Source organism: Psychrosphaera haliotis, assembly GCF_039523615.1.
GTDB classification, from domain to species: Bacteria; Pseudomonadota; Gammaproteobacteria; order Enterobacterales; family Alteromonadaceae; genus Psychrosphaera; species Psychrosphaera haliotis.
This window is the reverse complement of the sequence record NZ_BAAAFQ010000004.1, coordinates 908,605-930,639: the sequence shown is the minus strand read 5'-3', so window position 1 is coordinate 930,639 and position 22,035 is coordinate 908,605. Positions and strand designations below refer to the sequence as shown.

Genomic DNA, 22,035 nt, shown 5'->3' with positions numbered 1-22,035 from the left:
ATGAATCAAATTAAACCTTTGTTAGCCTCTTGTATAGCGACGGCAGTACTTGCTGGTTGTAGCTTAACGGGCAATCCGCAAAAATCAGATGAAGTACATCAAGTTTTTAATGAAAAGCCAGACACCGTTAATGAACAAGCAAGTCTTGCTATTCCTGACTCGGTAAGTGCTGATTTAATGATGCCAACGTCAGCGCCAATTGATGTTGGAGCAATTGAAGACCGATTTAACGTTGCCGCGAATGGCGTGCCAGTAAAACCTTTTTTACAAGGGTTAGTGGCTGACTCACCATATAGCGTCGCGTTTCATCCAAATGCACAGGGCAGTATTAGTCTAGACTTAAAAGACGTTACTATTCATGAGGTTGTTGAGGTTCTTTCTAGCCTTTATCCGTTAGATATTCAATTTAGAGGTAAGGTAATTCAGGTTTACCCAGCCACTATAAAAACGGAAACAATAGCGCTTAATTATTTGATGCTTAAACGTTTTGGTATGACATCAACTAACATTAACTCTGGTGGCATCGTTCAACAAAACGGACAAAACGGAAATAGTAACAGTAATAACAATAGTAATAGCTTTGGCAATCAACAAGGCAGTTTCGGAAACCAACAGAATGGCCAAAATGGCTTTGGTAACTCATCAAGTATGGGTCAAGGCAACGGATCTAATATTCAAACCAGTTCTGAAAGTGATTTTTGGAGCGAGTTAGAAGACACGTTAAAAATGATCATGCGCTCTACGGATGAATCTATTGCCAATGTAGTGGTTAGCCCGCAGTCTGGATTAATTACGGTGCGAGGCTTAACGTCAGATATTCAAGCGGTAAAAGACTTTGTTAAGCGTTCAGAGCAAAGCTTAACTCGCCAAGTAATTTTAGAAGCAAAAATTGTTGAAGTTGCACTAGATGATGATTATCAGCAAGGCATTAATTGGCAAAATGTAATGGCCAATAATGGTGGAACTAACTTCACCTTTAATTCAACGGCTGGAAGTTTTGGTAATGAATTAAGTGCAGCATTAGGCGGGTTAACTAGCTTAAGCTTCAATAATACTGATTTTTCTGGTGTTGTTAACTTACTAAAAACTCAGGGTAATGTTCAGGTTCTGTCGTCACCACGTGTTACTGCGACTAACAATCAAAAGGCGGTTCTAAAAGCGGGTACTGATGAGTACTTTGTCACTGATGTTTCAAATACAACAGTAACTGGTACAGCGACGTCAAGTACGCCTGAAATTAACCTAGAGCCGTTTTTCTCTGGTATTGCATTAGATGTTACTCCACAAATTAGTGAGCAAGGTGAAGTCATTTTGCATGTTCATCCGTCGGTTACCGAAATTGATGAGCAACAAAAAGTAGTTACGTTAAACGAAGAGCAATATGTACTGCCATTAGCGCAAAGCAATATTCGTGAGTCGGATACGGTTATTCGTGCGAAAAGCGGTGAGATTGTGGTTATTGGTGGCTTAATGCAAACAATGACATCTAATGGTGAGTCTAAGGTTCCGTTTTTAGGTAGCATTCCAATTCTTGGTAACTTATTTAAATCTAAGCAAGATACTGAAAAGAAAAAAGAACTTGTTATTTTAATCAAACCTACAGTAGTAGGAACAGGTACTTGGCAAGAGCAAATGAAACGCAGCGCCGATATTTTAAAACGCTGGTATGGTGATGAGTAAGTATGTACCTGTACCACTTTGGGCTTAGAGAACTTCCATTTTCTTTAACTCCAAACACTAGCTTTTATTTGCCGTTGCAGAGTCACTCGGAAGCGATGCAGGTTCTGTTAACAGCGTTAAAAACTGGTGAAGGTTTTATAAAGGTAACAGGCGAAGTAGGGACAGGAAAAACCTTGCTTTGCCGAAAGTTACTTAATGAAATACCCGATGCTTTTGAAGTTGCGTACATCCCAAACCCTGCACTAAGTCCAGAAGAAATGAGATACGCACTGGCCAGTGAATTAGGTATTAAGGGGTTAACTCGAATAAACCAGCAACAACTGAGTCAAAAAATCCAGTTAAAGCTGCTCGAGTTTAATCAACAAGGTAAGGGCGTTGTGCTCATAATAGATGAAGCTCAGACTATACCTTGGGAAACCTTTGAAGCATTGCGGTTATTCACAAATTTAGAAACTGAGTCACGTAAACTGATTCAAGTAGTGCTGTTTGGGCAGCCTGAACTCGACAAAATGTTGAGCTCACATCGTTTAAGGCAGCTCAGACAACGAATTACCTTTTCTTACCAGCTTAGAGGGTTGTCAAAAGAAGAGTTAAAAGAGTATGTTTTGCATAGGATGTCGGTAGCGGGTTATAACGATCCTGGTTTATTTGATAACGCGTCCTTATCCGCGCTGCATAAGTACAGCAAGGGCATTCCAAGGTTAGTGAATGTAATGTGTCATAAAGCATTAATGCTTGTTTATGGGGAAGGTCAAACGGCCATACATAAAAAGCACATCGCGTTAGCGGCCAGTGATACTGACTCAATAGAGGCGGTTGGTATTAATATTAAAGCTATTGTGGCCGCGTTGTTGTTAATGGCTTTAACAATCGCGATAACCTTAGTAGTAGTGGACATGCCCACAGTAAAGGAGTGGATACAGTGAGCGTTATCAATAAAATGCTAAAAGATTTAGACAACCGTCAGGACTCTTCAAGCCTGCAGGACAGCGCTGTGCCAAGAGCAACAACTTCTCAAACATCGTCAAATCCTTTAAATAAAGCACTCATTTTGTTGTTGGTTATTATTGTATGTTTACTAGCGATAATTAGTTGGAAAATGGTAGATGGTACAAGTAACCTAGCGCCGGTAGAAAAATACATTGATGGCGTTGCCGTTATTGACCAAGTAGAGTCTCCTGAAACAGAATTATTGAGCCAGAAAACAAGCGTAGAACCAACTGAAGAATCTGGGGTTGTAGGTTTAACAACTCCTGAACCTGCATTTACAGAAGAGTTAGAGCCTGAACCTCCGTTGTTAGATTTACCACTTTCAGCTGAATCTTCTCCAGTAGGGCAGTCTCCAGCACAACAGTCTCCGGCAGAGCTATCTCCAACAAAGCAGTTATCTGCAGAAGAACCAGCGGCTGAACTTGATACTCTGCCTAAAGTCGACGCCCAGGCTAAATTAGCTAACCAACCTGAAACAGACAGCCAACCTGAAGTCGGTCGTAAACCAGCAGTTAAAGCTGAGACGGTTAAAACTCCAGAGCCTACCTTCGTTATTCAAAAAACGTCTTCTGAGCTAACACCAGAGCAGCGCGTTGAGAAACTATTAACCAAAGCAAAAACATCCTATGACCGCGGTTATGTAACGGAAGCTATTGAGCAATTAACACGAATTTTAGCGATATCTGACAGTAACGTTGAAGCTCGCAATCTTCTAGCGGCCGCATGGTATGGTCGCGGTGAGGGCAATAAAGCGGTCGCCATTATTAACGATGGTTTGCAGCGATACCCGTTAATCGAAGAGTGGCGTGTCACGGCAGCAAAAATCTTCTTTAAAGACAACAATCCAGCGGGAGCCTTTTCTTACCTTGATGTGAACTTAGAGAGTGCTAGCAAAGAATTTTATACCTTAAAAGGCAATTTAGCTCGAGAGCTTAAGTACTATGTCAAAGCGGAAGCTGCGTATTTACAGCTAACTCGATTGGAACCATTTATTGGAAATTGGTGGTTAGGCCTTGCTATTGCTCAAGACAGCCAAGCAAAAAAACAACAAGCAGTGCAGAGTTATAAAAAAGTATTAGACGTTGGCGGTGTATCGGCTCAATCAATAACATTTTCCCAACAAAGAATAGACGTTTTACAAGGGTAATCATGGCGGCTCCAAAATTAAAGAAACGATTAGGTGACCTTTTAGTAGATGAAGATATCATCACTATTGATCAGCTCATGTCGGCATTATCAGCGCAAAAAGAGACTGGTCGTAAACTAGGTTCGGTACTGATTGATTCAGGTTTTATATCAGAAGAACAGCTATTACGATTTTTAGCGCAGCAGCTTAACTTACGCTTTATCAATATTGCGAATATGCAAATCGATCCTAAGTTAGCGTCAGAGCTATCCGAGGTACACGCAAGAAGATTAAGAGCGCTTGTGCTAGATAGCACTGAAGATAGTGTAACCATTGGTATGTCAGACCCAGCTGATCTTTCAGCTATTGAGCAGCTATCAAACCAGTTTGGAAATAAATCAATTGAAATTGTAGCGGTAAGAGAGAGCCAATTGCTTATTGCGTTTGACTCTTTATACCGCAGAACTAAAGAAATTGAACAATTTGCCCATCAGCTTCAAGCTGAATATGAAGAGAGTGCCGATTTTGACTTCGCTACTATTGATGGCGATGACGAGGGCGACACAGTTGTTGCTAAGTTACTTCAGTCATTGTTTGAAGATGCAGTACAAGTAAGAGCGTCTGATATTCACATTGAGCCAGATAAAAAGAGTTTACGAATTCGTACTCGTGTTGATGGTGTGCTTCAAGAAAGCATATTAAACGAAGTTAACATTGCACCGGCCTTAGTACTTCGTTTAAAACTTGTTGCAGGATTGGATATATCTGAAAAGCGTTTGCCTCAAGATGGTCGTTTTCACATTAAAGTTAAAGGGCACGAGATAGATGTTCGTGTGTCTACTATGCCAATTCAGCATGGTGAGTCAGTTGTAATGCGTCTGTTAGACCAGTCCGCAGGCTTGTTGAGCCTAGAAGCGACAGGTATGCCTCCGCATATTTTAATGAAAGTTCGCAAGTTAGTGAAAAGTCCAAATGGAATGTTTTTGGTAACAGGCCCAACAGGTTCAGGTAAAACAACAACTTTGTATGGTTGCCTAAGTGAATTAAACAACGCAGAAAGTAAAATTATTACGGTAGAAGATCCAGTTGAATATCAGTTACCGCGAATAAACCAAGTACAAATAAATACAAAAATAAATCTTTCGTTTTCTTCGGTATTAAGAACTGCACTTCGTCAAGATCCAGACGTTATTATGGTGGGTGAGATTCGAGACCAAGAAACAGCAGAAATTGGCCTAAGAGCTGCCTTGACCGGCCATATGGTTCTATCAACCTTGCATACCAACGATGCTATATCAACGGCGCTTCGTTTAATTGACATGGGAGCGGCCCCTTATTTAGTGGCCAGCTCATTGCGCGCGGTACTGGCTCAGAGATTAGTTCGTAGGGTATGTGACGTTTGTAAAACGGAATACAAACCTGATCCGCAGGAGTTAACGTGGATATCAAATATAGCTCGTAAAGACATGAGTGGTGCAACATTTAGTCATGGTACAGGTTGTCAAACTTGTAACAACACTGGTTACAAAGGTCGAGTGGGTATCTATGAGTTACTAGAAATGACGAACGAAAACTTGATATCAGCATTACGAAACGGAGATACAGAAGCCTTTTCTGCTGCTGCTAAGGCACTTCCTGGTTATCAAACTTTAGGGCAGGCTGCACTGGATTATGCTGAGCAAGGTGTAACTAGTGTGAAAGAAGTATTAAGAATTTCGGAAGTGGTTGCTGACACAGCAACATATTAAGGTTGGATTAGACAATGCCATTTTTCTTGTACGAAGCTAAAGATGCCAAAGGCAAAAATATTCGAGGCCAAGTTGAAGCCAACAACGAAGGTGCGGCTGCCGATTTGTTGGTGGCTCGTCAAGAATATCCAACTAAGATAACGCTCACGGAAGATAAGGGCCAGAACACTCCCTTGTTTGAAGATTTATTTGATCGCGTTACCACGCAGCACTTGGTGGTGTTTTCAAGACAAATGTACTCTCTAACAAAAGCTGGGATACCTATGATTAGGGCAATTCTTGGCTTGGCCGACAGTTCTACCAGTAAAGTACTAGGCAATGCGTTACAAGATGTAGCACAGCAGTTAGAACGAGGCCGTTCACTGTCTGCAGCCATGGCATCGCACCCTAAAATTTTTCCAAGACTTTCCATTAGTATTGTTCATGTTGGTGAAAATACCGGTCGTTTAGAAGACGCGTTTTTACAACTTGCTGAGTACTTTGAGCGCGATGAAGAAACAAGAAAACGAATAAAGTCAGCCATGCGATACCCAACAACGGTATTAGTTGTCATTGTTATAGCGATGTTTGTTCTGAACTTGCTGGTTATTCCTACCTTCGCAAACATGTTCTCAAAGTTAGGTGCAGACTTACCTTTGGCCACTAAAATATTAATTGGCACATCAAACTTCTTTGTGAACTATTGGCAGTGGTTATTTATCTTTATTATTGGTGCCGTATTGATATTCAATAGCTGGAGAAAATCAGTAGCAGGCAAGTTAAAGTGGGATAAACTTAAGTTATCCATCCCTTTTGTCGGCTCAATTATCGAGCGTAGTTTGTTAGGTCGTTACACCCGAAGCTTTTCTATGATTCTTGAGTCTGGTGTTCCTATGACTTCAGGTTTGTCTTTAGTTGCAGAAGCTGTAGATAACAAGTTTATGGAACAGCAAATTAAAGAAATGCGCAGGAATATTGAAAAAGGGGACTCACTGCTAAGGGTATCAGTGACGAGCAACCTGTTTTCTCCGTTAGTGTTACAAATGGTTGCGGTTGGTGAAGAGACGGGCCGAGTAGATGAGTTGCTCAAAGAGGCTGCGGACTATTATGAGCGTGAAGTAGATTTTGATTTGAAAAGTTTGACGGCCAAAATTGAGCCCATTCTTATAGGGTTTGTCGCAATTATGGTTGGTGTATTAGCGTTGGGTATATTTACCCCAATGTGGGACATGATGTCGGCGTTCAAAGGGTAACTAGTGGAGCCTATTCGGAAAAAAGAAGAGTCACTAACTGAACACTGGTTTTTCCGAGTGCTGATTGGCTTAACGGTGATAGCGGTTTTGTTTTTTGCCGCTAGCCGTTATTTATCCGATGTGTTTGACGATGTTGGTGAATATAAAGTGTCACTGTTGTCAGATCGGTTTGTAAAGTCGGCAACACATATGCACCAGCAATGGGCGGCAATGGGCAAACCAAAGCAGCTAAAGCTTGATTATTATGAAGAAGTAACGCGCTCAATAGAAATTAACGTGCACATGAATAAAAAGGGTTGGCCGTTAAGTGTAAACAGCGGCTCAAAAGGATTAGATTGCGAACAACTATGGCAGTATTTCGCAGAAAACAATGCCGACCAACAAGAGGCTTTGTTGGTAGAGATAGTTCAAGAGCGAGCGAAGTGCCTTTACTACTGGGAAGGTGATGGCATTAAACAAAAAGTGCTTGAATATGATGTAGATGTGGGGCGAATGAAACAAAATCATTAATTTTCTGCTTTATTTACCGATAAAGTAGGATAAATGTTTTAACAACACAAATTTTTATATAGACTAAATTTAAATTTTTACTGAGGTTTTAAAAAATGAAAAGACAACAAGGTTTTACGTTAATCGAGCTAGTAATCGTCGTGATTATTCTTGGCTTTTTAGGTGCAGCAGCTGTACCTCGTTTATTAGATGTAACAGACGACGCTCGTGATGCTTCAGTAGAAGGTGTTGCTGGTGGTTTTGCAAGTGCAGTTGGTCTAGTAAGAGCCGAGTGGGAATTAGCAGGTCGTCCTAGTGGCAATACCAACATTAACTATGATGGTTTTGCAATTGACGTAACGGATTCTGGTTACCCAGCAGGTAACAGCAATGAAGCTACAGCATCAGCAATGACAGCAACAAGCTGTGAATTTGTCTTCCAAAGCCTATTCCAGTCTGCGCCAACAACGGTAATTGCAGACGGTGCAAACTCATATGACGGCGAACGTTATGTTGTTCGTTTTTCTGGTAACGATGAGTGTCAGTATGTTCTTGCTCAAGGTTTAGAGTCAGGCGACACAGTACCAGCAAACTATGTGAACAATGGAGCGACAACTGCTGATCGTCAAGGTTTTGAATACAATGCCGATAACGGTCAAATCACAGTTTTCAAAAACTAGTAGGTATTTACTATGAAAAAGAATCAACAAGGTTTTACATTAATCGAATTGATTATTGTAATTGTTATCTTAGGTATTCTGGCGGTAACCGCTTCGCCTAAGTTTCTAGATTTACAAGGTGATGCCAAAGCATCAACAGTTCAAGGATTGTCAGCGTCACTAAAAAGTGCCTCTAACATTGTCTATTCAAAAGCATTAGTGCAAGGCAAGGCAAATGCGGCATCAAGTGCGACAACTAACCCAGCAATTGCTGTGGTTTATGGTTACCCTGCGGCAAATACGATGGCAGCGATTCTAGACATCACTCAGGTAGCAGCGACACCAGATGAAATTACTGATGAGTCAGTAGACTGGGAAGTGGCAACCGTTACAGCTGATAAAAAGTCTCGAATTTACCCAGCAGGCTCTTATGATGGAGCTACGTCAGCCTTTAGTGACGACACGGCGTGTTATGTAGAGTACACAGAAGCGTTTGTCGCTACTGGGCAAACAGAGGTAACACCAGCAGCAGTTACATTAGCAACAACAGGCTGTTAATAAGTATCATGTGTTGTTTGTCGAGGTGGATTAGTCCGCCTCGGCTTTATACAAGAGGTAACGATATTGAAGGGAGAGTTGAAGGGTCTACAAAAAACTAACACTAGTCATACTCGCGGTTTTACACTTATAGAGTTGATTGTTGTTATTCTTTTAATTGCTGTTTTAGGCGTGACGGCTTTACCTAAGCTTCAAGGTACCTCTGATTACACATTAACATCCCAGCGTGACCAGCTGATTTCTCTATTGCGCACCGTTCAAATGCGTGCAATGCAAAATACTCAAAAAGAAACCAACACCTGCCATCGCATTATTTTCCAGTCAGATAAAATAGGCTTAAACGCTCAAAATACCTCAGGTGCTAATATTGGTGGGTGCGGAAGTGGGTTAATAAATGTTAGTAACAATCAAACCTCAGACTTTTTAATTATCGAAGACCTATCACCCTACACAGTAACTAATCGCCAAGGTTCACCGATAACTGAGATGAACTTTGATAGCTGGGGGCAAACCGAATTGAAAGTTGGTAATTGTGCTAAACCTGGCTGTAAAATCACCTTGGATACAGGTTACGCAGTATGCATAAACGGACAGGGGTACATTAATGCCTGTCAATAAACTACATGCTAAAGGATTTACATTAATCGAACTGATTGTCGGTATTGTTGCCCTCTCGGGCGCTTTGTTAATTTTAACGGGTGTGCTCATACCTCAAGCTGAAAAAAGCACAAACCCATGGTTTCAAGTGCGTTCTGCCGAGTTAGCGCAATCAATAATGAACGAAATTAATGCCCGCCGTTTTGATGAAAACTCACCAACGTCAGGTGAGCTTGCTCGATGCGATGAGAGTGGTGGAAACGCCTGTATAGCCGACTTGCCAGCTTGCCCTGGAACAGGTCCTTATCCTTGGGTTGAAGAGACTAGTCGTGACTTATATGACGATATTGATGACTTTCATTGTTTAAACGTTACAGGTGATCAAATTACCAACATTGAGAATGGCAGCCTACAAGACATATATAGAGACTTTTCAGTGGAAGTGTTTGTGACCTATGCCGGTGCTGATTTAGGATTAGCTAACAAACGAGCTAAAAAGATTTTGGTCAGTGTAACGCCACCTAAAGGCTCTACAATAAGTTACTCTAGTTACAGGACTAATTACTAATGAGCGAAACTAGTCCTAGCTTTAATCAAAAAGGCTTTACGCTTGTAGAGCTGGTATTGGTCGTGGTTATTTTAGGCATATTAGCTATCGCCACCTCTAAGTTTATTATTTTTGGTACTGAGATTTATATTCAAGCAACGGATCGCCAGCACGTTCTTAGTAAAAGTCGTTTTGTTGTTGAAAGATTAACAAGAGAGTTACGAGCCAGCGTGCCAAATAGTGTTCGAGTTTCCGCCGATAAAAGTTGTATTAATTTTATTCCAATCAAAGCCTCTGGTGCATACCGAGATGACGTGGATGCAGTCCAGCCACCTATGTCACCAAAAGTAGGTAAAGAAATAGATATTGTAAGTTGGTCTGGCACCTATGACCCTAGTGACAGGTTTTATATTTACCCACAAAGCTCTAGAGACATTTACCTTACTGATACTCAGTGGGCGTCAATTTCTTCTATAGCGGAAACCCCAAGCAATCCTAATTATCGAGTTACATTTACACGGGACAATACGTTCCCTTACTCTTCGCCAAATAAACGTTTTTATACTGCGCGAACGTCAGTTTATTACTGCTTAACAAACAATACGATTTATCGCTATGAGCAACCTTCAATTTCTGGCTTCTTTTATACTTCTAATATTGTTGCAGCTTTTGGGGACATAATGGCCGAAGGTCTGACTAATGAGTTGGCTTCTGAACCGCCATTTAATTATAGGCCTGGTGCGTTATATCGAAATTCGGTGGTAAATCTATATTTTGAGTTCGCTGCCAACTTAGACGAAAATATGTTTTTTAATCAAGAGGTTCATATTCCAAATGTACCTTAAAAAAAGCTCTACCTTACAGCCAACGAGTCTAGCCAATCAAGCGGGTAGCAGCTTAATTGTTGCGGTTTTTTTAGTCGTGGTTTTTGCTATTTTGAGCTTAGGAATTACGCAAACAATTTCTTCAAGTAACGATCAAAGTATCAATGAAATTTTAGGCACTAGAGCCTTGTTGGCAGCCGATAGCGGAAATGATTTTGTTCTGCAGCAGCTTTTCCCAATAAACAGTAACGTATCCAATTGCCAAGCTTCACAACAGTTGTATTTTAATGTCGATGGTCTGTTGCATTGCAACGTAGTGATGCAGTGTTCTGAAGAAATAATTTTAAATTCGAGCTACTTTCAAGTAGTCAGTACCGGTGTTTGTAAAGCAGGGCTGCAGGGCAGTAACTCTAATAAACTTATCTTAGACGCAACCTGTTTGGCTAATGAAGTGTGCGTGAGCAGAACCATTGAAGTAGAGGCAAAAAAGCATGAGTAGTAACTTAGTAAAGCCCTCAAAAATCGGTTCTTTCGCTTTTTCCTTAATAGCGCTGTCTTTAGTTTCCAATATTAAATCTGTTAGTGCTGGTGAAGGTTTAGAAGACGCTGTGGTCACTGGCGTCCAATTTGAATACAACAACTCTACATGGGCAGCTGCAAACTTAATTGATAATGATGAACGAAGTCGATGGCTTAGTCGTTATCAAACCAATGATATTAATATTTTATTAGACTCCACTGGCGATCCGCGCTGTTTTGAAGGTTTAAGTTTAAAAAACTATACAAACAGTGGTCGAAACATCAAAGAGTTTGCCTTATTAACAACCTCAGATGATGCGTTGGCCGCAGACTTTGGTACGGCAGGCTGGATACCTATAGTAGCTGATGAAAATCCTACCGGATTAATCAATTATCTAAGCTGGGCACAGGGCGCGCGAGTCGTTAGTGTTGATTCTGAATATAATTCTACGACTTATGCAGGGTCCAACGTAAACGATGGCGATACTAATTCGCGATGGTTTTCGAGAAATGGCCGAAATATCATTGAATACAATTTTGATACAGATTGGAATGGCTCAACAGGCGATGGCATTACCATTGATGAGTTGGAAGTTTACAATTATGGAGCGGATGATAGATCGGTTCGTGAATTTCAAATTGAATACAGCAACGATGGAACAACCTGGCAGCGTTTAGAGGTGCCAACGTCAATGAGTGGCGATCCCGAGTACATTTACTCAAGAGATATTGATGGTGGTGTACTGGGATTAGTCGACAGTGCTTATAACAATGCTTACTGGTCGGGCGATCATATTAACGATGGCGACCAAAATACACTTTGGCTAAGTCGTAAAGGCCACAACACTTTTGAATTTACCTTTGACCCAGACCGCAGCGGCGTTTCGGGTGCAGATGGTGACTTCAATGACTTGTTTAACCTAAACCAAATTAGAGTTCGAAATTATGGCGGTACCGATGACCGCTCGCTTCGTCAGTTTCAAGTCGCGGTAAAAACCGTTGCCAATCCCGAGTGGCATAAAATAACTGTACCAGGTGCCGTCGTAGGTGAAGCAAATTATAACTTCGCCATGTCTCATCAAGGTGGCGTATTGTCAGAAATCAGTAGTGAGTTAAATACCACTACCTATGGTGCGGATAATATTCATGACGGTGATGAGAATACCTATTGGTTGGCTAGAAACCAAACCGCCAAACTTGGCTTTCAGTTTGATCCCAACGAAGACGGTACTTTAGGCTCTGCTGAAGACTTGTTCACTTTTGAACAGTTTTATTTGGTGAATTATGGAAACGACGACAGGTCGATCAAAGAATTTCAAATTGAAGTAACTACCGCGTCTAATAGTAATTGGCAATTAGTTAACGTGCCGGGAGCAGCCATTGGCGATGCGAACTTTAACTTTGCATTGGTTAATAACGGAGCCAATTTAACTGCCGTTGGTAACGAGTACAATAACAGCACATGGGCTGCGGCCAATATTCACGACGGTAACTCAACAACACTTTGGTTGAGTCGCAATACCAATAACTATCTTACATTTGAGTTTGATGTTGATCAGGACGGTGTGGCTGGCACACAAGATGACTATTTTACGTTTGATAGATTTTCAATTTTAAATTACGGCAACGATGACCGCTCAATATTTGAATTCCAGTTAGAGGTTTTAACAGCGAGTTCGGCTGGAGTTTGGCAAACCATAAAAGTGCCAGGAGCTGCCGTTGGCGACGCTAACTTTAACTTTGCGCTGGACAATAACGGTGCCGAGCTAAGCTACGTAGAGTCTGAGTATAACAATACCAATTGGGCCGCTAAAAACCTGATTGACGGAGATTTTAAAACCTTGTGGTTGAGTCGTAAGGCCAATGCCAAATTGGATTTTATTTTTGATGGTAATGGCAACGGAGTTCCACAAGAGGCTAGCGATGCCTTTACTGCGGAACGGATTTATCTTAGAAACTATGGCAATGATGATCGCTCAATAAAACAATTCCAAATGGCCTATAAAACAGCGGCAAGTGCTAGCTGGCAGTATATTCAAGTGCCGGGCAGTGCAGCTGGTTTACCAAACTATAACTTTTCTTTGCCAGCTCATGGTGGCGAAGTCACGCGAGTGGACTCTGAATATAACAATACTAGCTGGGGCGCTCAGAATATTCATGATGGCAATTACGCAACACGTTGGTTAAGCAGAAAACAGGACAATGAAATTGAGTTCAGTTTTGATACGAATAAAGATGGTATCAATGGCGATGTTATAAACATAGATACGGTTGAGCTAACCAATTATGGCGTGGATGATCGTTCCGTTGCTACGTTCAAAATTCAATATCAACAATCCAGCAATGTTTGGCAAGACGCAATGTTACCTGACGGTACGATTGTCTTAACATCTGCAATGAGTAACGACGTACAAACTTGGTCAATTGCTCCAATTTCAAATGTAACGGCGGTACGATTTGTATCACTGACTAACCATGGTGACCCTCAATATACCGGCGTAAGAGAAATTAGCTTTATTGGTGATACGGTAGGACCTATTTACTCTTTTGAAGCTCAAATGAGCAGTGCTGGAGAGTTTTTTGAGTTAGACAGCAACAACCTACCTACTGGAGTAATAGAGTACAGACTTGAAACCGTCACAAATTATGGCGACCCAAATTATACTGGCGCAAGAGATTTTAAATTACTTGGTAAATCAGTTGCCGAAACAACCATATTTACGGCGGAACAAATTGCTGAAGAGCAAGTATTTACAATAGATGCCAATGACGTGCCTACCGATGTTATTGGTGTAAGGCTCAGAACAATAAGTAACCATGGTGATACAAACTATATTGGCGCACGAGAGTTTAAAATACTGGGCGACGCAGTCACAGAAACTACCATATTTAATGCACTTGAGAATAGAGATGGTCAGTTATTTACTTTAGATGCCGACGATATTGTCAGCGATGTTACGGGAGTCCGGTTGGTAACCATAAACAATCATGGTGATAGAAACTATATTGGTGCTCGTCAGTTTGAGATTCATGGTAGCTCAGTAACCGAAAGCAAGACATTTACAGCGCAAATGGGGGTTGATATTGAGTCTTTTTATATTGACCCAGAAGACGTGCCCCTTAATGTAACGGACGCAAAGTTTATAACAATTAATAATTACGGAGATCGTAACTATATTGGAGCTCGTGAGTTTGAATTGCTTGGTCCTTCGGTTACTTCCGCGCATTCTTTTTACTTGCCAGAAAGTAAAGGCCCACACCAAATTGTTTTAGACGCAGAAGACAGAGTAACGGGTGCTGTGGGTTTAAAACTCATCACTATCAATAACCATGGCGATAGAACTTATACAGGTTTAACTGAACTTAGGGTGTTAGGTACGCCAGTTACACCAAGTTATATATTTGAAGGCGAGAATATTACTAGTCTTCAAACGTTCAACTTTGACTCAATAAATGCGAAATACTTACGTTTGCATACCATGACAAGCTTTGGTGATAGAAGCTATATAGCTGCGGCTGAACTTTCGTTAATAGAGGGCAACTGCGCTGCAGGCGAATGGCGTTTGGATGAGTTCAGTTGGGATGGTTCTGCAGGTGAAGTTAAAGACAGTTCGGGCTCTGACTTTAATGGTAAGGCCCATGGTTTTGCGAACGGCACAGGAGCCAATACTGCTTTTGAAGATGCCGCAATTGTGGGTTCACCAGGCACGTGCCATTACGGTACCTTTGATGGTGAGGACGATTACTTAGAAGTTGAAGATAGGGACAGTTTAGATAATACATCCCAGTTAACGCTTTCTGCTTGGTTTAAGGCTGATTCATTTTCACAAACCAACGGCACTAATGCTCGCGGTATCATGTCGAAAAGGCCAAACTTTTCGAGCAATATTTCTTACGGTATTTTCTTTTTAAATGGCCAAGGTGGAAAGCTATACATAGATATTGATACTCAAAACGATCGTTTTGCTACGCAAAAAGTGTTTAATACTGAGCAATGGTATCATTTAGCCGTTGTTTTTGATGGTACGTTAGCTAGAAACGAGAGAGTAAGTGTTTATGTAGATGGCGTATTAGAAGGTAAGTATCCAGAGTCGAGTACGTTAATACCAAATACGGATTCCAATTTTTATATCGGTAACTTGTATACCGGCACTAGTATTTTAAAAGTATTTGACGGTGCTATTGACGAAGTAAATGTAATCCCATTTGCCTACTCTCAAAGCCAAGTAAATAGACTGATGAGAAAGGCTAGACCTTGTGTTGCAGGATTAGATCATATTGAAATAGTCCATACTGGAAATGGTGTTTCCTGTGCAGCACACTCTGTAAACTTGAGAGCGTGTGCGAATTCGGACTGCAGCGTACTGTATAGCGGCAATGATATTGAGTTTACTCTCAAAAAGGATGTTTCTGGCGTTCAGTCAAATTTAGGAACTTACACCATTAACGGCTCAACAGGAGTTCTAAATGACGCTCAATTTACTGAAACTAATGTGGGCAACTTTACCTTAACGGGCGAGTCGTCGATAGCAACTGACATTCAGTGTTCCAATACAGCTACCGGCGATAACTCTTGTGATTACAACGTCGCTTCAAGTGGCTTTATTGTAACCTCGGGCAATAATAACAATGCGCAATCATGTAGCGCTAATTCGTTTACAATTCAAGCGGTGAAGTCGCCAGATACTGGCGTTGGCGGAGCTTGTGTACCTGCTTATTCTAATGGCAACTTCCCTCTCACTTTTAGTTACAATTATGTAGCTCCAGATGCTGGTTCAGTGCTAAATAACGCCGCGGCAAATATCCAGGGGCAAGATCATATTGCAACACAAGTGGGCACTCCGGTTAGTGTGCCTTTTGATAATAATGCCCAAGCGCAAATCAACGTAAACTATGCCGAGGCAGGCCAAATTTCAATCCAAGTTAATGACGCTGATGGAAACTTATCTAGCACGTCAGCAACACTGGGCTTCATTCCTGCAAAACTATCGGCACAATGGGCTGATGGCGATTCAAACAATGTTGCAGCTATTGAAGAACAAGTAATTATATCGGGGCAGTGTGCCGATGGAACTGTTCTGCAAAATTACGTACCGTCAGGCAAATATTCTGTAGAAGCCAACCGTACAATGCCTTCCGATGCAGAAATTTTATCGGTTGCTCCATCAATAACACCAAATGACCTAGAAACCTTACTGATTGCAAACAGTACAAACGTTGCTCCTAATTCAGGTGCTGCGGCCGTTGATATATCAGGCAGTGCCAATACTGCCATATTAAATGTGAATTACGATGAGTCTGCCAGACTTCAGATGTCGTTCACAGACACTGGTTATTTAGGGCAAAGCATAAGCACAGACACCCAACTTGAAGGCTTTTTTGCCATAAGTTATTACCAAGCATCAGTAAATACACCTTCCCTTGCAGGTTCTTGTAATGCTTCCAATTATATAGGCCAAGAGTTTGGTTGGGACATTGCGCCGATAATTACCCTAACGGCTAAAAATGCGATAAATGAAACTACAGAGTTTGCAGATGTTTTAAATTATTGGCAGCAAAATTTAACGACTATTAGTACTGAGATGGTTAGCAATACCTATCTCGACAACAATGTAAATATCAATAACTCAATCACAATTAATAATACTAATTTGTCGGTTTCAGAAATTGATACAGATAAAGTAGACGGTTTACGCAGTTATGAGTTGTTAAATCAGCAACTAAAGTATTCAAAAACTAGCTCACCTGATGTTCCATTTGATTCAGACATTAATTTAACAATAACGGCCAATGCCTTTTTGGATAATTTTGGCGTAGGTATAAAGACGGTAAATACAGACACTTCATATCAGACGGTTCAAATTGATAATATCCAGGGCACAAAGCAGCAGTATGCTCGCATGAAGGTTGATAATGCTTACGGCTCTGAACTGCAAGACTTACCTTGGCGAGCGGAGTTGCAAGTTTTTACTAATAGTCAAAATTGGCAGCGAAACAACGATGACAATTGCACTGTATTTACCCAAGATGCAATTACAATTGATGGCCTAAATGAATTTGATGTAGCAAACAATGGACCTAAGTATACGTTAGATACAACTAATGCAACCACTGAGCTGGGCGGTTTTGATAGCAAGTCCACTGTTACGGCCAATAACGGGTTTATTGTATTGCCGTTTAAAAGTCCAGGTAGTTTAAATATTGGCAGCTTTAATATAGATGTTGAATTAGAAACCGAAAATGGATTTTTGCGCTGGGACTGGGATGCTGATGCGACTGTTACCTTCACTGACGTTGATGGCGACGGTATAGGCGATGCACTTGATTTAAACCTACCAACAACCCAAGTTACCTTTGGCCGGTTTAGTGGTAATGAAAGAATAATTTATAAAAGAGAGCGAAAACGAGTAAAAATTGAAAATTAAAATCGGTTTTTGTAATTTAATCACCTAATTTTCAATTTGTTTGCTCTAGGCTCTTGCCCAGTGAATAACCGTTAGGTAAAGTTAGTGGTTATTATCTTGATGAAGTTCTTAAAGGAAGTAAAAGCGCCATGTTTAAAAATCTGCGCGGCATGTTTTCAAATGATTTGTCTATCGATTTAGGTACGGCAAACACTCTTATTTATGTTAAAGACCAAGGAATTGTTCTTAATGAACCTTCAGTAGTTGCTATTCGTCAAGAACGAGCTGGTGGCCCTAAAAGCGTAGCGTCAGTTGGTGGTGAAGCGAAAAGAATGCTAGGCCGTACGCCTGGTAATATCAAAGCAATTCGTCCAATGAAAGATGGTGTAATTGCAGACTTCTACGTTACTGAAAAAATGTTACAGCACTTTATTAAACAAGTGCATAGCAACAACTTCTTACGTCCGAGCCCTCGAGTTCTAGTTTGTGTTCCTTGTGGAGCCACACAGGTTGAGCAAAGAGCTATTCGTGAATCTGCACTAGGTGCGGGAGCAAGAGAAGTATTTTTAATTGAAGAGCCGATGGCCGCTGCAATTGGTGCCGGCTTACCTGTATCAGAAGCAACGGGTTCAATGGTTGTTGATATTGGTGGTGGTACAACTGAAGTAGCAATTATCTCGTTAAATGGTGTGGTTTACTCTTCATCAGTACGTATTGGTGGTGACCGCTTTGATGAAGCGATTATTAACTACGTGCGTCGTAACTTTGGTAGCTTAATTGGTGAAGCAACGGCTGAGCGAATTAAACAAGAAATTGGTTTTGCTTACCCGTCGCAAGATGTAAAAGAGTTGGAAGTACGTGGCCGTAACTTAGCTGAAGGTGTTCCTCGCTCGTTTACTCTGAACTCAAATGAGATTTTAGAAGCGCTTCAAGAGCCGCTTTCTGGGATTGTTAGCGCGGTTATGGTTGCGTTAGAGCAATCTCCTCCTGAGCTAGCGTCTGACATTTCAGAGCGCGGCATGGTATTAACTGGCGGTGGTGCATTACTAAAAGATCTTGATCGCTTGTTGATGGAAGAAACGGGGATTCCAGTAATTATTGCTGACGATCCGCTTACCTGTGTTGCTCGAGGTGGTGGTAAAGCGTTAGAAATGATTGATGTTCATGGCGGAGATGTATTTAGCTACGACTAATAGTCTGGTTAGGTAATTAAAGCTTGAACAATAACGGCAGTTTCGACTGCCGTTTTGCTGACAATCCGTTTAATATTAGGTAACCGTATGAATCCCATTTTTGGCGCAGGACCTGCCCTAACACTAAGATTTGCAATAGTTTTTGTATTAAGCATTGTTGCAATGACAGTTGATGTTTATACGGATAGTTCAAAACAAATTAGAAATACTCTCAGTAGTGTTGTTGCTCCTATTCAATATATTGCGGACTTACCGCAACAAAGTATCGATAGCCTTTCAAAGTACGCGGCACGTAAACAGTTTATTTTAGACGAAAATACTCGTCTAAAGAATTTACAACTCATCCAAAACGAAAAGCTGCAACGCTATCAAATGTTGCTTAACGAAAACGCTAAGCTAAGAGCGCTGCTCGATACAAACGCGCGTATTGAAGCAAAAAAAGTCGTAGCTGAAATAATGGCGGTAGCCAATCACCCATTTTCACACAATGTATTAATAGACAAAGGTCAGTCTGCGGATGTGTTTGCTGGGCAACCTGTTATAGATGAGCTCGGTGTAGTTGGTCAGGTAATATCAACGGGCAATAATACCGCCCGAGTTATTTTGTTAACGGATCAAACCCACGCGATACCAGTGCGCAATCTAAGAAACGATATAAGAGCAATTGTAAGTGGTACCGGTGATATTAACCGCATGGTGCTTAATAATGTGCCCCACGACACTGATATTAAAGTGGGCGACAAATTAATTACGTCGGGCCTAGGTGGGTTATTCCCAGATGGTTACCCGGTGGCAGTGGTTAAAGAGGTAAAAAACGATCCTTCAAAACCATTTCTAATTGTGAGTGCATCCCCAGTGGCACAGGTTAATAGACTCAGGCACGTTCTTTTACTGTGGCCTGATAAAAAGGATCTTGAATAGTGGCTCGAATTACAAAGTCTTCATGGTGGTTCATTGGAATTACTCTTTTTATTGCGCTTATTTTAAGCATTATGCCGCTACCTTTAGAATTAAAAGCATTTCGCCCAGACTGGTTAGCGTTGGTATTAATATATTGGACCATGGCATTACCGCACCGTGTTAATGTTGGCGTAGCTTGGATATTAGGTTTTGCATTGGATATTTTACTCGGCACTATTTTGGGCGTTCACGCCCTTGCTATGTCCTTAGTTATTTATATCTCGGCTAATAACTTTCAAAAATTAAGAAACTTTTCTATCTGGCAACAGGCGTCTATTATTTTTATATTTTTGATTCTTTACCATTTTGTTATTTTTTGGACTAATCGATTTTTGATTGATGTTAGTTTTTCCATTGAGTATTTGTATCCAGCACTTACTAGTAGCCTCTTTTGGCTATGGTTGTTTCCTGTTCTTCGTGGTTACAGAAGACGCTTTAAAATACGATGAGGCTTTATGAAAATTATACTCGCTAGTCAGTCTCCAAGAAGAAAACAATTACTCGGTTACTTAGTTCCAAGTTTTGAGCAACAAAGTGCCGATATCGATGAGTCCGTTTTAGATAACGAAGATCCTCAACATTACGTTGAGCGACTTGCAAATCAAAAAGCCGTTGCCATATTTAATAAGATCATCAGCCCTGAAGACTCATTGGTTATTGGTTCAGATACGACAGTGGTTAACAATGGCGAGATATTAGGTAAACCAGAAAGCCTGGAAGAATGCATAAGCATGTTAATGGCGTTATCAGGCAAAGAACATCAAGTAATGACGGCCTATAGTGTAGTTACTAAAGCTAAAACAGTGACTAAAACGGTAATTACAAGCGTGCTATTTGCAACAGTAACCGAGCAGCAAGTTATTGACTATTGGCATACCGGAGAGCCACAAGATAAGGCCGGTTCTTATGCCATACAAGGTATAGGTGGCAAATTTGTTACTTCTATAAATGGTAGTGTGAGTGCGGTTGTCGGATTACCACTCGTTGAATTAGACGCGACATTGAAGGAATTTAAGTAGTATGAGTGTAGAGTTACTAGTTAACGTTACTCCAAGTGAAACAAGAGTTGCAGCGGTTGAGAATGGCATGTTGCAAGAACTTCACGTTGAGCGTCAAAGTGCGAGCGGAATTGTTGGCAACATCTACTTAGGCAAAGTAAGTAGAGTCTTGCCTGGTATGCAAGCCGCGTTTGTTGATATAGGGATGGAAAAAGCCGCATTTTTGCACGCATCCGACATCATTACTTATGACGATGAAAAAGATCAGATTACCTCCAATAGCAATACCGCAAGAGACATTAAAGAGTTAGTTCGTGAAGGACAGAAAATTATCGTTCAGGTAGTTAAAGACCCACTAGGCACAAAAGGTGCGAGACTGACGACGGATATTACGTTGCCTTCTCGATACTTAGTATTTATGCCAGACTCAAAACATGTTGGTATTTCACAGCGAATAGAAAATGACAGAGAACGAAGCCGTTTAAAATCCATAGTTGAAGAGCATTACGAAGAAGGTGAAGGCGCCTTTATCGTGCGCACTGCGGCTGAAGGCGCAGGCAAAGAGGAATTGGCACAAGATGCTTTATTCTTAAAAAAACTGTGGCAAAAAATTATAAAGAAAAAGAAAAAAACGCGTAATCAAGCCGTTTTATACGAAGACTTAAGCCTAGCGTTTAGAGTGATCCGAGACTTTATTACCGACGAACTTGAGCGTGTTCGAATTGACTCTAAATTGATGTATGGCGAACTTACCGCATTTACTGAAGAGTTTATGCCAGAGATGACGTCTAAGCTAGAGTATTACCCTGGTGAGCGTCCAATCTTTGATTTGTTTGATGTAGAAGCTGAAATTAAGCGCGCATTAGACAAAAAGGTAGAGTTAAAATCCGGCGGCTATTTGGTTATTGACCAAACGGAAGCAATGACCACAATAGATATAAATACTGGTGCTTTTGTGGGACACCGAAGCTTAGAAGACACTATATTTAATACCAATAGTGAGGCAACACAAGCCATTGCTCGTCAATTAAGGTTGCGTAATCTAGGTGGCATCATCATTATCGACTTTATTGATATGGACAGTACTGACCATCAACGTCGAGTCCTACACAGTTTGGAGCTGGCTTTGAGTAAAGACAAAGTCAAAACTAAGATCAATGGTTTCTCAAGTTTAGGCTTAGTTGAAATGACGAGAAAGCGCACACGAGAAAGTTTAGAGCACGTTTTATGTGGCACCTGTCCAGCTTGTAAAGGTCGAGGTTATGTAAAAACGGTAGAAACTATTTGTGCCGAATTATTGCGTGAAATTGTTCGTGTAAACCGAGCTTATAAAGCCGATCAATTTATTGTTTATGCTTCACCTGCCGTGGCTGAATCGCTAATAAACGATGAATATCATAACCTAGCAGAGCTTGAAGTATTTATTGGTAAACAAATTAAAGTCAAAACGGAACCTATGTATAATCAGGACCAGTTTGACGTAGTAATGATGTAGTAGGGTTTCAAAAGGT

18 protein-coding genes are annotated in these 22,035 nt (G+C 41.0%); all 18 read left to right on the top strand.

The features are described from left to right. On the top strand, positions 1–1,680 hold the full coding sequence (mshL, locus tag ABD009_RS06770; RefSeq protein ID WP_343823822.1) for a pilus (MSHA type) biogenesis protein MshL: 1,680 nt from the start codon (positions 1–3) through the stop codon (positions 1,678–1,680). A gap of 2 nt (positions 1,681–1,682) precedes the next feature. Further along, a complete protein-coding gene (locus ABD009_RS06765; RefSeq protein WP_343823820.1) occupies positions 1,683–2,606 on the top strand; it encodes an ExeA family protein in 924 nt (307 codons plus the stop codon). After that, entirely contained in the window at positions 2,603–3,817 is a 1,215-nt protein-coding gene (locus ABD009_RS06760; RefSeq protein WP_343823818.1) for a tetratricopeptide repeat protein, read from the top strand. The genes ABD009_RS06765 and ABD009_RS06760 overlap by 4 nt, the downstream gene beginning before the upstream one ends. A gap of 2 nt (positions 3,818–3,819) precedes the next feature. After that, positions 3,820–5,544 (top strand): GspE/PulE family protein, encoded by a 1,725-nt coding sequence (locus ABD009_RS06755; protein ID WP_343823816.1) that lies wholly within the window; start codon positions 3,820–3,822, stop codon positions 5,542–5,544. Between the two features lie 14 nt (positions 5,545–5,558). Then, the gene (locus ABD009_RS06750; protein ID WP_343823814.1) at positions 5,559–6,776 is read left to right on the top strand and encodes a type II secretion system F family protein; all 1,218 of its coding nucleotides are present in this window, start codon (positions 5,559–5,561) and stop codon (positions 6,774–6,776) included. A 3-nt stretch (positions 6,777–6,779) separates the two neighbouring features. Next, positions 6,780–7,286, top strand: coding sequence for a hypothetical protein (locus tag ABD009_RS06745; protein WP_343823812.1), 507 nt, complete (start codon positions 6,780–6,782; stop codon positions 7,284–7,286). A 95-nt stretch (positions 7,287–7,381) separates the two neighbouring features. After that, positions 7,382–7,945 carry a type II secretion system protein gene (locus ABD009_RS06740; RefSeq protein WP_155696009.1) on the top strand — a complete coding sequence of 188 codons (564 nt, stop codon included), beginning with the start codon at positions 7,382–7,384 and terminating at the stop codon, positions 7,943–7,945. Between the two features lie 12 nt (positions 7,946–7,957). Continuing rightward, a complete protein-coding gene (locus tag ABD009_RS06735) occupies positions 7,958–8,482 on the top strand; it encodes a prepilin-type N-terminal cleavage/methylation domain-containing protein (protein WP_343823809.1) in 525 nt (174 codons plus the stop codon). A gap of 66 nt (positions 8,483–8,548) precedes the next feature. Continuing rightward, positions 8,549–9,100, top strand: coding sequence for a pilus assembly FimT family protein (locus tag ABD009_RS06730; RefSeq protein WP_343823807.1), 552 nt, complete (start codon positions 8,549–8,551; stop codon positions 9,098–9,100). Further along, positions 9,087–9,647 (top strand): type IV pilus modification PilV family protein, encoded by a 561-nt coding sequence (locus ABD009_RS06725; RefSeq protein ID WP_343823805.1) that lies wholly within the window; start codon positions 9,087–9,089, stop codon positions 9,645–9,647. Before ABD009_RS06730 ends, ABD009_RS06725 begins: the two co-directional genes overlap by 14 nt. Next, complete coding sequence (locus ABD009_RS06720) at positions 9,647–10,471, top strand: prepilin-type N-terminal cleavage/methylation domain-containing protein (protein WP_343823803.1); 825 nt, start codon at positions 9,647–9,649, stop codon at positions 10,469–10,471. The genes ABD009_RS06725 and ABD009_RS06720 overlap by 1 nt, the downstream gene beginning before the upstream one ends. Beyond that, positions 10,461–10,949 carry a hypothetical protein gene (locus ABD009_RS06715; protein ID WP_343823801.1) on the top strand — a complete coding sequence of 163 codons (489 nt, stop codon included), beginning with the start codon at positions 10,461–10,463 and terminating at the stop codon, positions 10,947–10,949. Before ABD009_RS06720 ends, ABD009_RS06715 begins: the two co-directional genes overlap by 11 nt. Further along, positions 10,942–17,394 (top strand): DUF6701 domain-containing protein, encoded by a 6,453-nt coding sequence (locus tag ABD009_RS06710; protein WP_343823799.1) that lies wholly within the window; start codon positions 10,942–10,944, stop codon positions 17,392–17,394. Before ABD009_RS06715 ends, ABD009_RS06710 begins: the two co-directional genes overlap by 8 nt. A gap of 128 nt (positions 17,395–17,522) precedes the next feature. Beyond that, a complete protein-coding gene (locus tag ABD009_RS06705; protein ID WP_155696002.1) occupies positions 17,523–18,566 on the top strand; it encodes a rod shape-determining protein in 1,044 nt (347 codons plus the stop codon). Between the two features lie 87 nt (positions 18,567–18,653). Continuing rightward, on the top strand, positions 18,654–19,487 hold the full coding sequence (mreC, locus tag ABD009_RS06700; protein ID WP_343823796.1) for a rod shape-determining protein MreC: 834 nt from the start codon (positions 18,654–18,656) through the stop codon (positions 19,485–19,487). Between the two features lie 8 nt (positions 19,488–19,495). Beyond that, positions 19,496–19,975: a rod shape-determining protein MreD gene (mreD, locus tag ABD009_RS06695; RefSeq protein ID WP_343823933.1), complete on the top strand. Its 480-nt coding sequence runs from the start codon at positions 19,496–19,498 to the stop codon at positions 19,973–19,975. A gap of 6 nt (positions 19,976–19,981) precedes the next feature. Then, positions 19,982–20,545: a Maf family protein gene (locus ABD009_RS06690; RefSeq protein ID WP_343823794.1), complete on the top strand. Its 564-nt coding sequence runs from the start codon at positions 19,982–19,984 to the stop codon at positions 20,543–20,545. Position 20,546: 1 nt separating this feature from the next. Then, positions 20,547–22,019 (top strand): ribonuclease G, encoded by a 1,473-nt coding sequence (gene rng, locus ABD009_RS06685; RefSeq protein ID WP_343823792.1) that lies wholly within the window; start codon positions 20,547–20,549, stop codon positions 22,017–22,019. The last annotated feature ends 16 nt before the right edge of the window (positions 22,020–22,035 follow it).

What these genes read in the sequence shown, in the direction of transcription:
- ABD009_RS06725 (WP_343823805.1), top strand. Translation starts at nt 9,087, where the DNA reads ATGCCTGTCAATAAACTACATGCTAAAGGATTTACATTAATCGAACTG.
- ABD009_RS06705 (WP_155696002.1), top strand. Translation starts at nt 17,523, where the DNA reads ATGTTTAAAAATCTGCGCGGCATGTTTTCAAATGATTTGTCTATCGAT.
- ABD009_RS06735 (WP_343823809.1), top strand. Translation starts at nt 7,958, where the DNA reads ATGAAAAAGAATCAACAAGGTTTTACATTAATCGAATTGATTATTGTA.
- ABD009_RS06755 (WP_343823816.1), top strand. Translation starts at nt 3,820, where the DNA reads ATGGCGGCTCCAAAATTAAAGAAACGATTAGGTGACCTTTTAGTAGAT.
- ABD009_RS06690 (WP_343823794.1), top strand. Translation starts at nt 19,982, where the DNA reads ATGAAAATTATACTCGCTAGTCAGTCTCCAAGAAGAAAACAATTACTC.
- ABD009_RS06715 (WP_343823801.1), top strand. Translation starts at nt 10,461, where the DNA reads ATGTACCTTAAAAAAAGCTCTACCTTACAGCCAACGAGTCTAGCCAAT.
- mshL (WP_343823822.1), top strand. Translation starts at nt 1, where the DNA reads ATGAATCAAATTAAACCTTTGTTAGCCTCTTGTATAGCGACGGCAGTA.
- ABD009_RS06720 (WP_343823803.1), top strand. Translation starts at nt 9,647, where the DNA reads ATGAGCGAAACTAGTCCTAGCTTTAATCAAAAAGGCTTTACGCTTGTA.
- mreC (WP_343823796.1), top strand. Translation starts at nt 18,654, where the DNA reads ATGAATCCCATTTTTGGCGCAGGACCTGCCCTAACACTAAGATTTGCA.
- rng (WP_343823792.1), top strand. Translation starts at nt 20,547, where the DNA reads ATGAGTGTAGAGTTACTAGTTAACGTTACTCCAAGTGAAACAAGAGTT.
- ABD009_RS06765 (WP_343823820.1), top strand. Translation starts at nt 1,683, where the DNA reads ATGTACCTGTACCACTTTGGGCTTAGAGAACTTCCATTTTCTTTAACT.
- ABD009_RS06710 (WP_343823799.1), top strand. Translation starts at nt 10,942, where the DNA reads ATGAGTAGTAACTTAGTAAAGCCCTCAAAAATCGGTTCTTTCGCTTTT.
- ABD009_RS06750 (WP_343823814.1), top strand. Translation starts at nt 5,559, where the DNA reads ATGCCATTTTTCTTGTACGAAGCTAAAGATGCCAAAGGCAAAAATATT.
- ABD009_RS06740 (WP_155696009.1), top strand. Translation starts at nt 7,382, where the DNA reads ATGAAAAGACAACAAGGTTTTACGTTAATCGAGCTAGTAATCGTCGTG.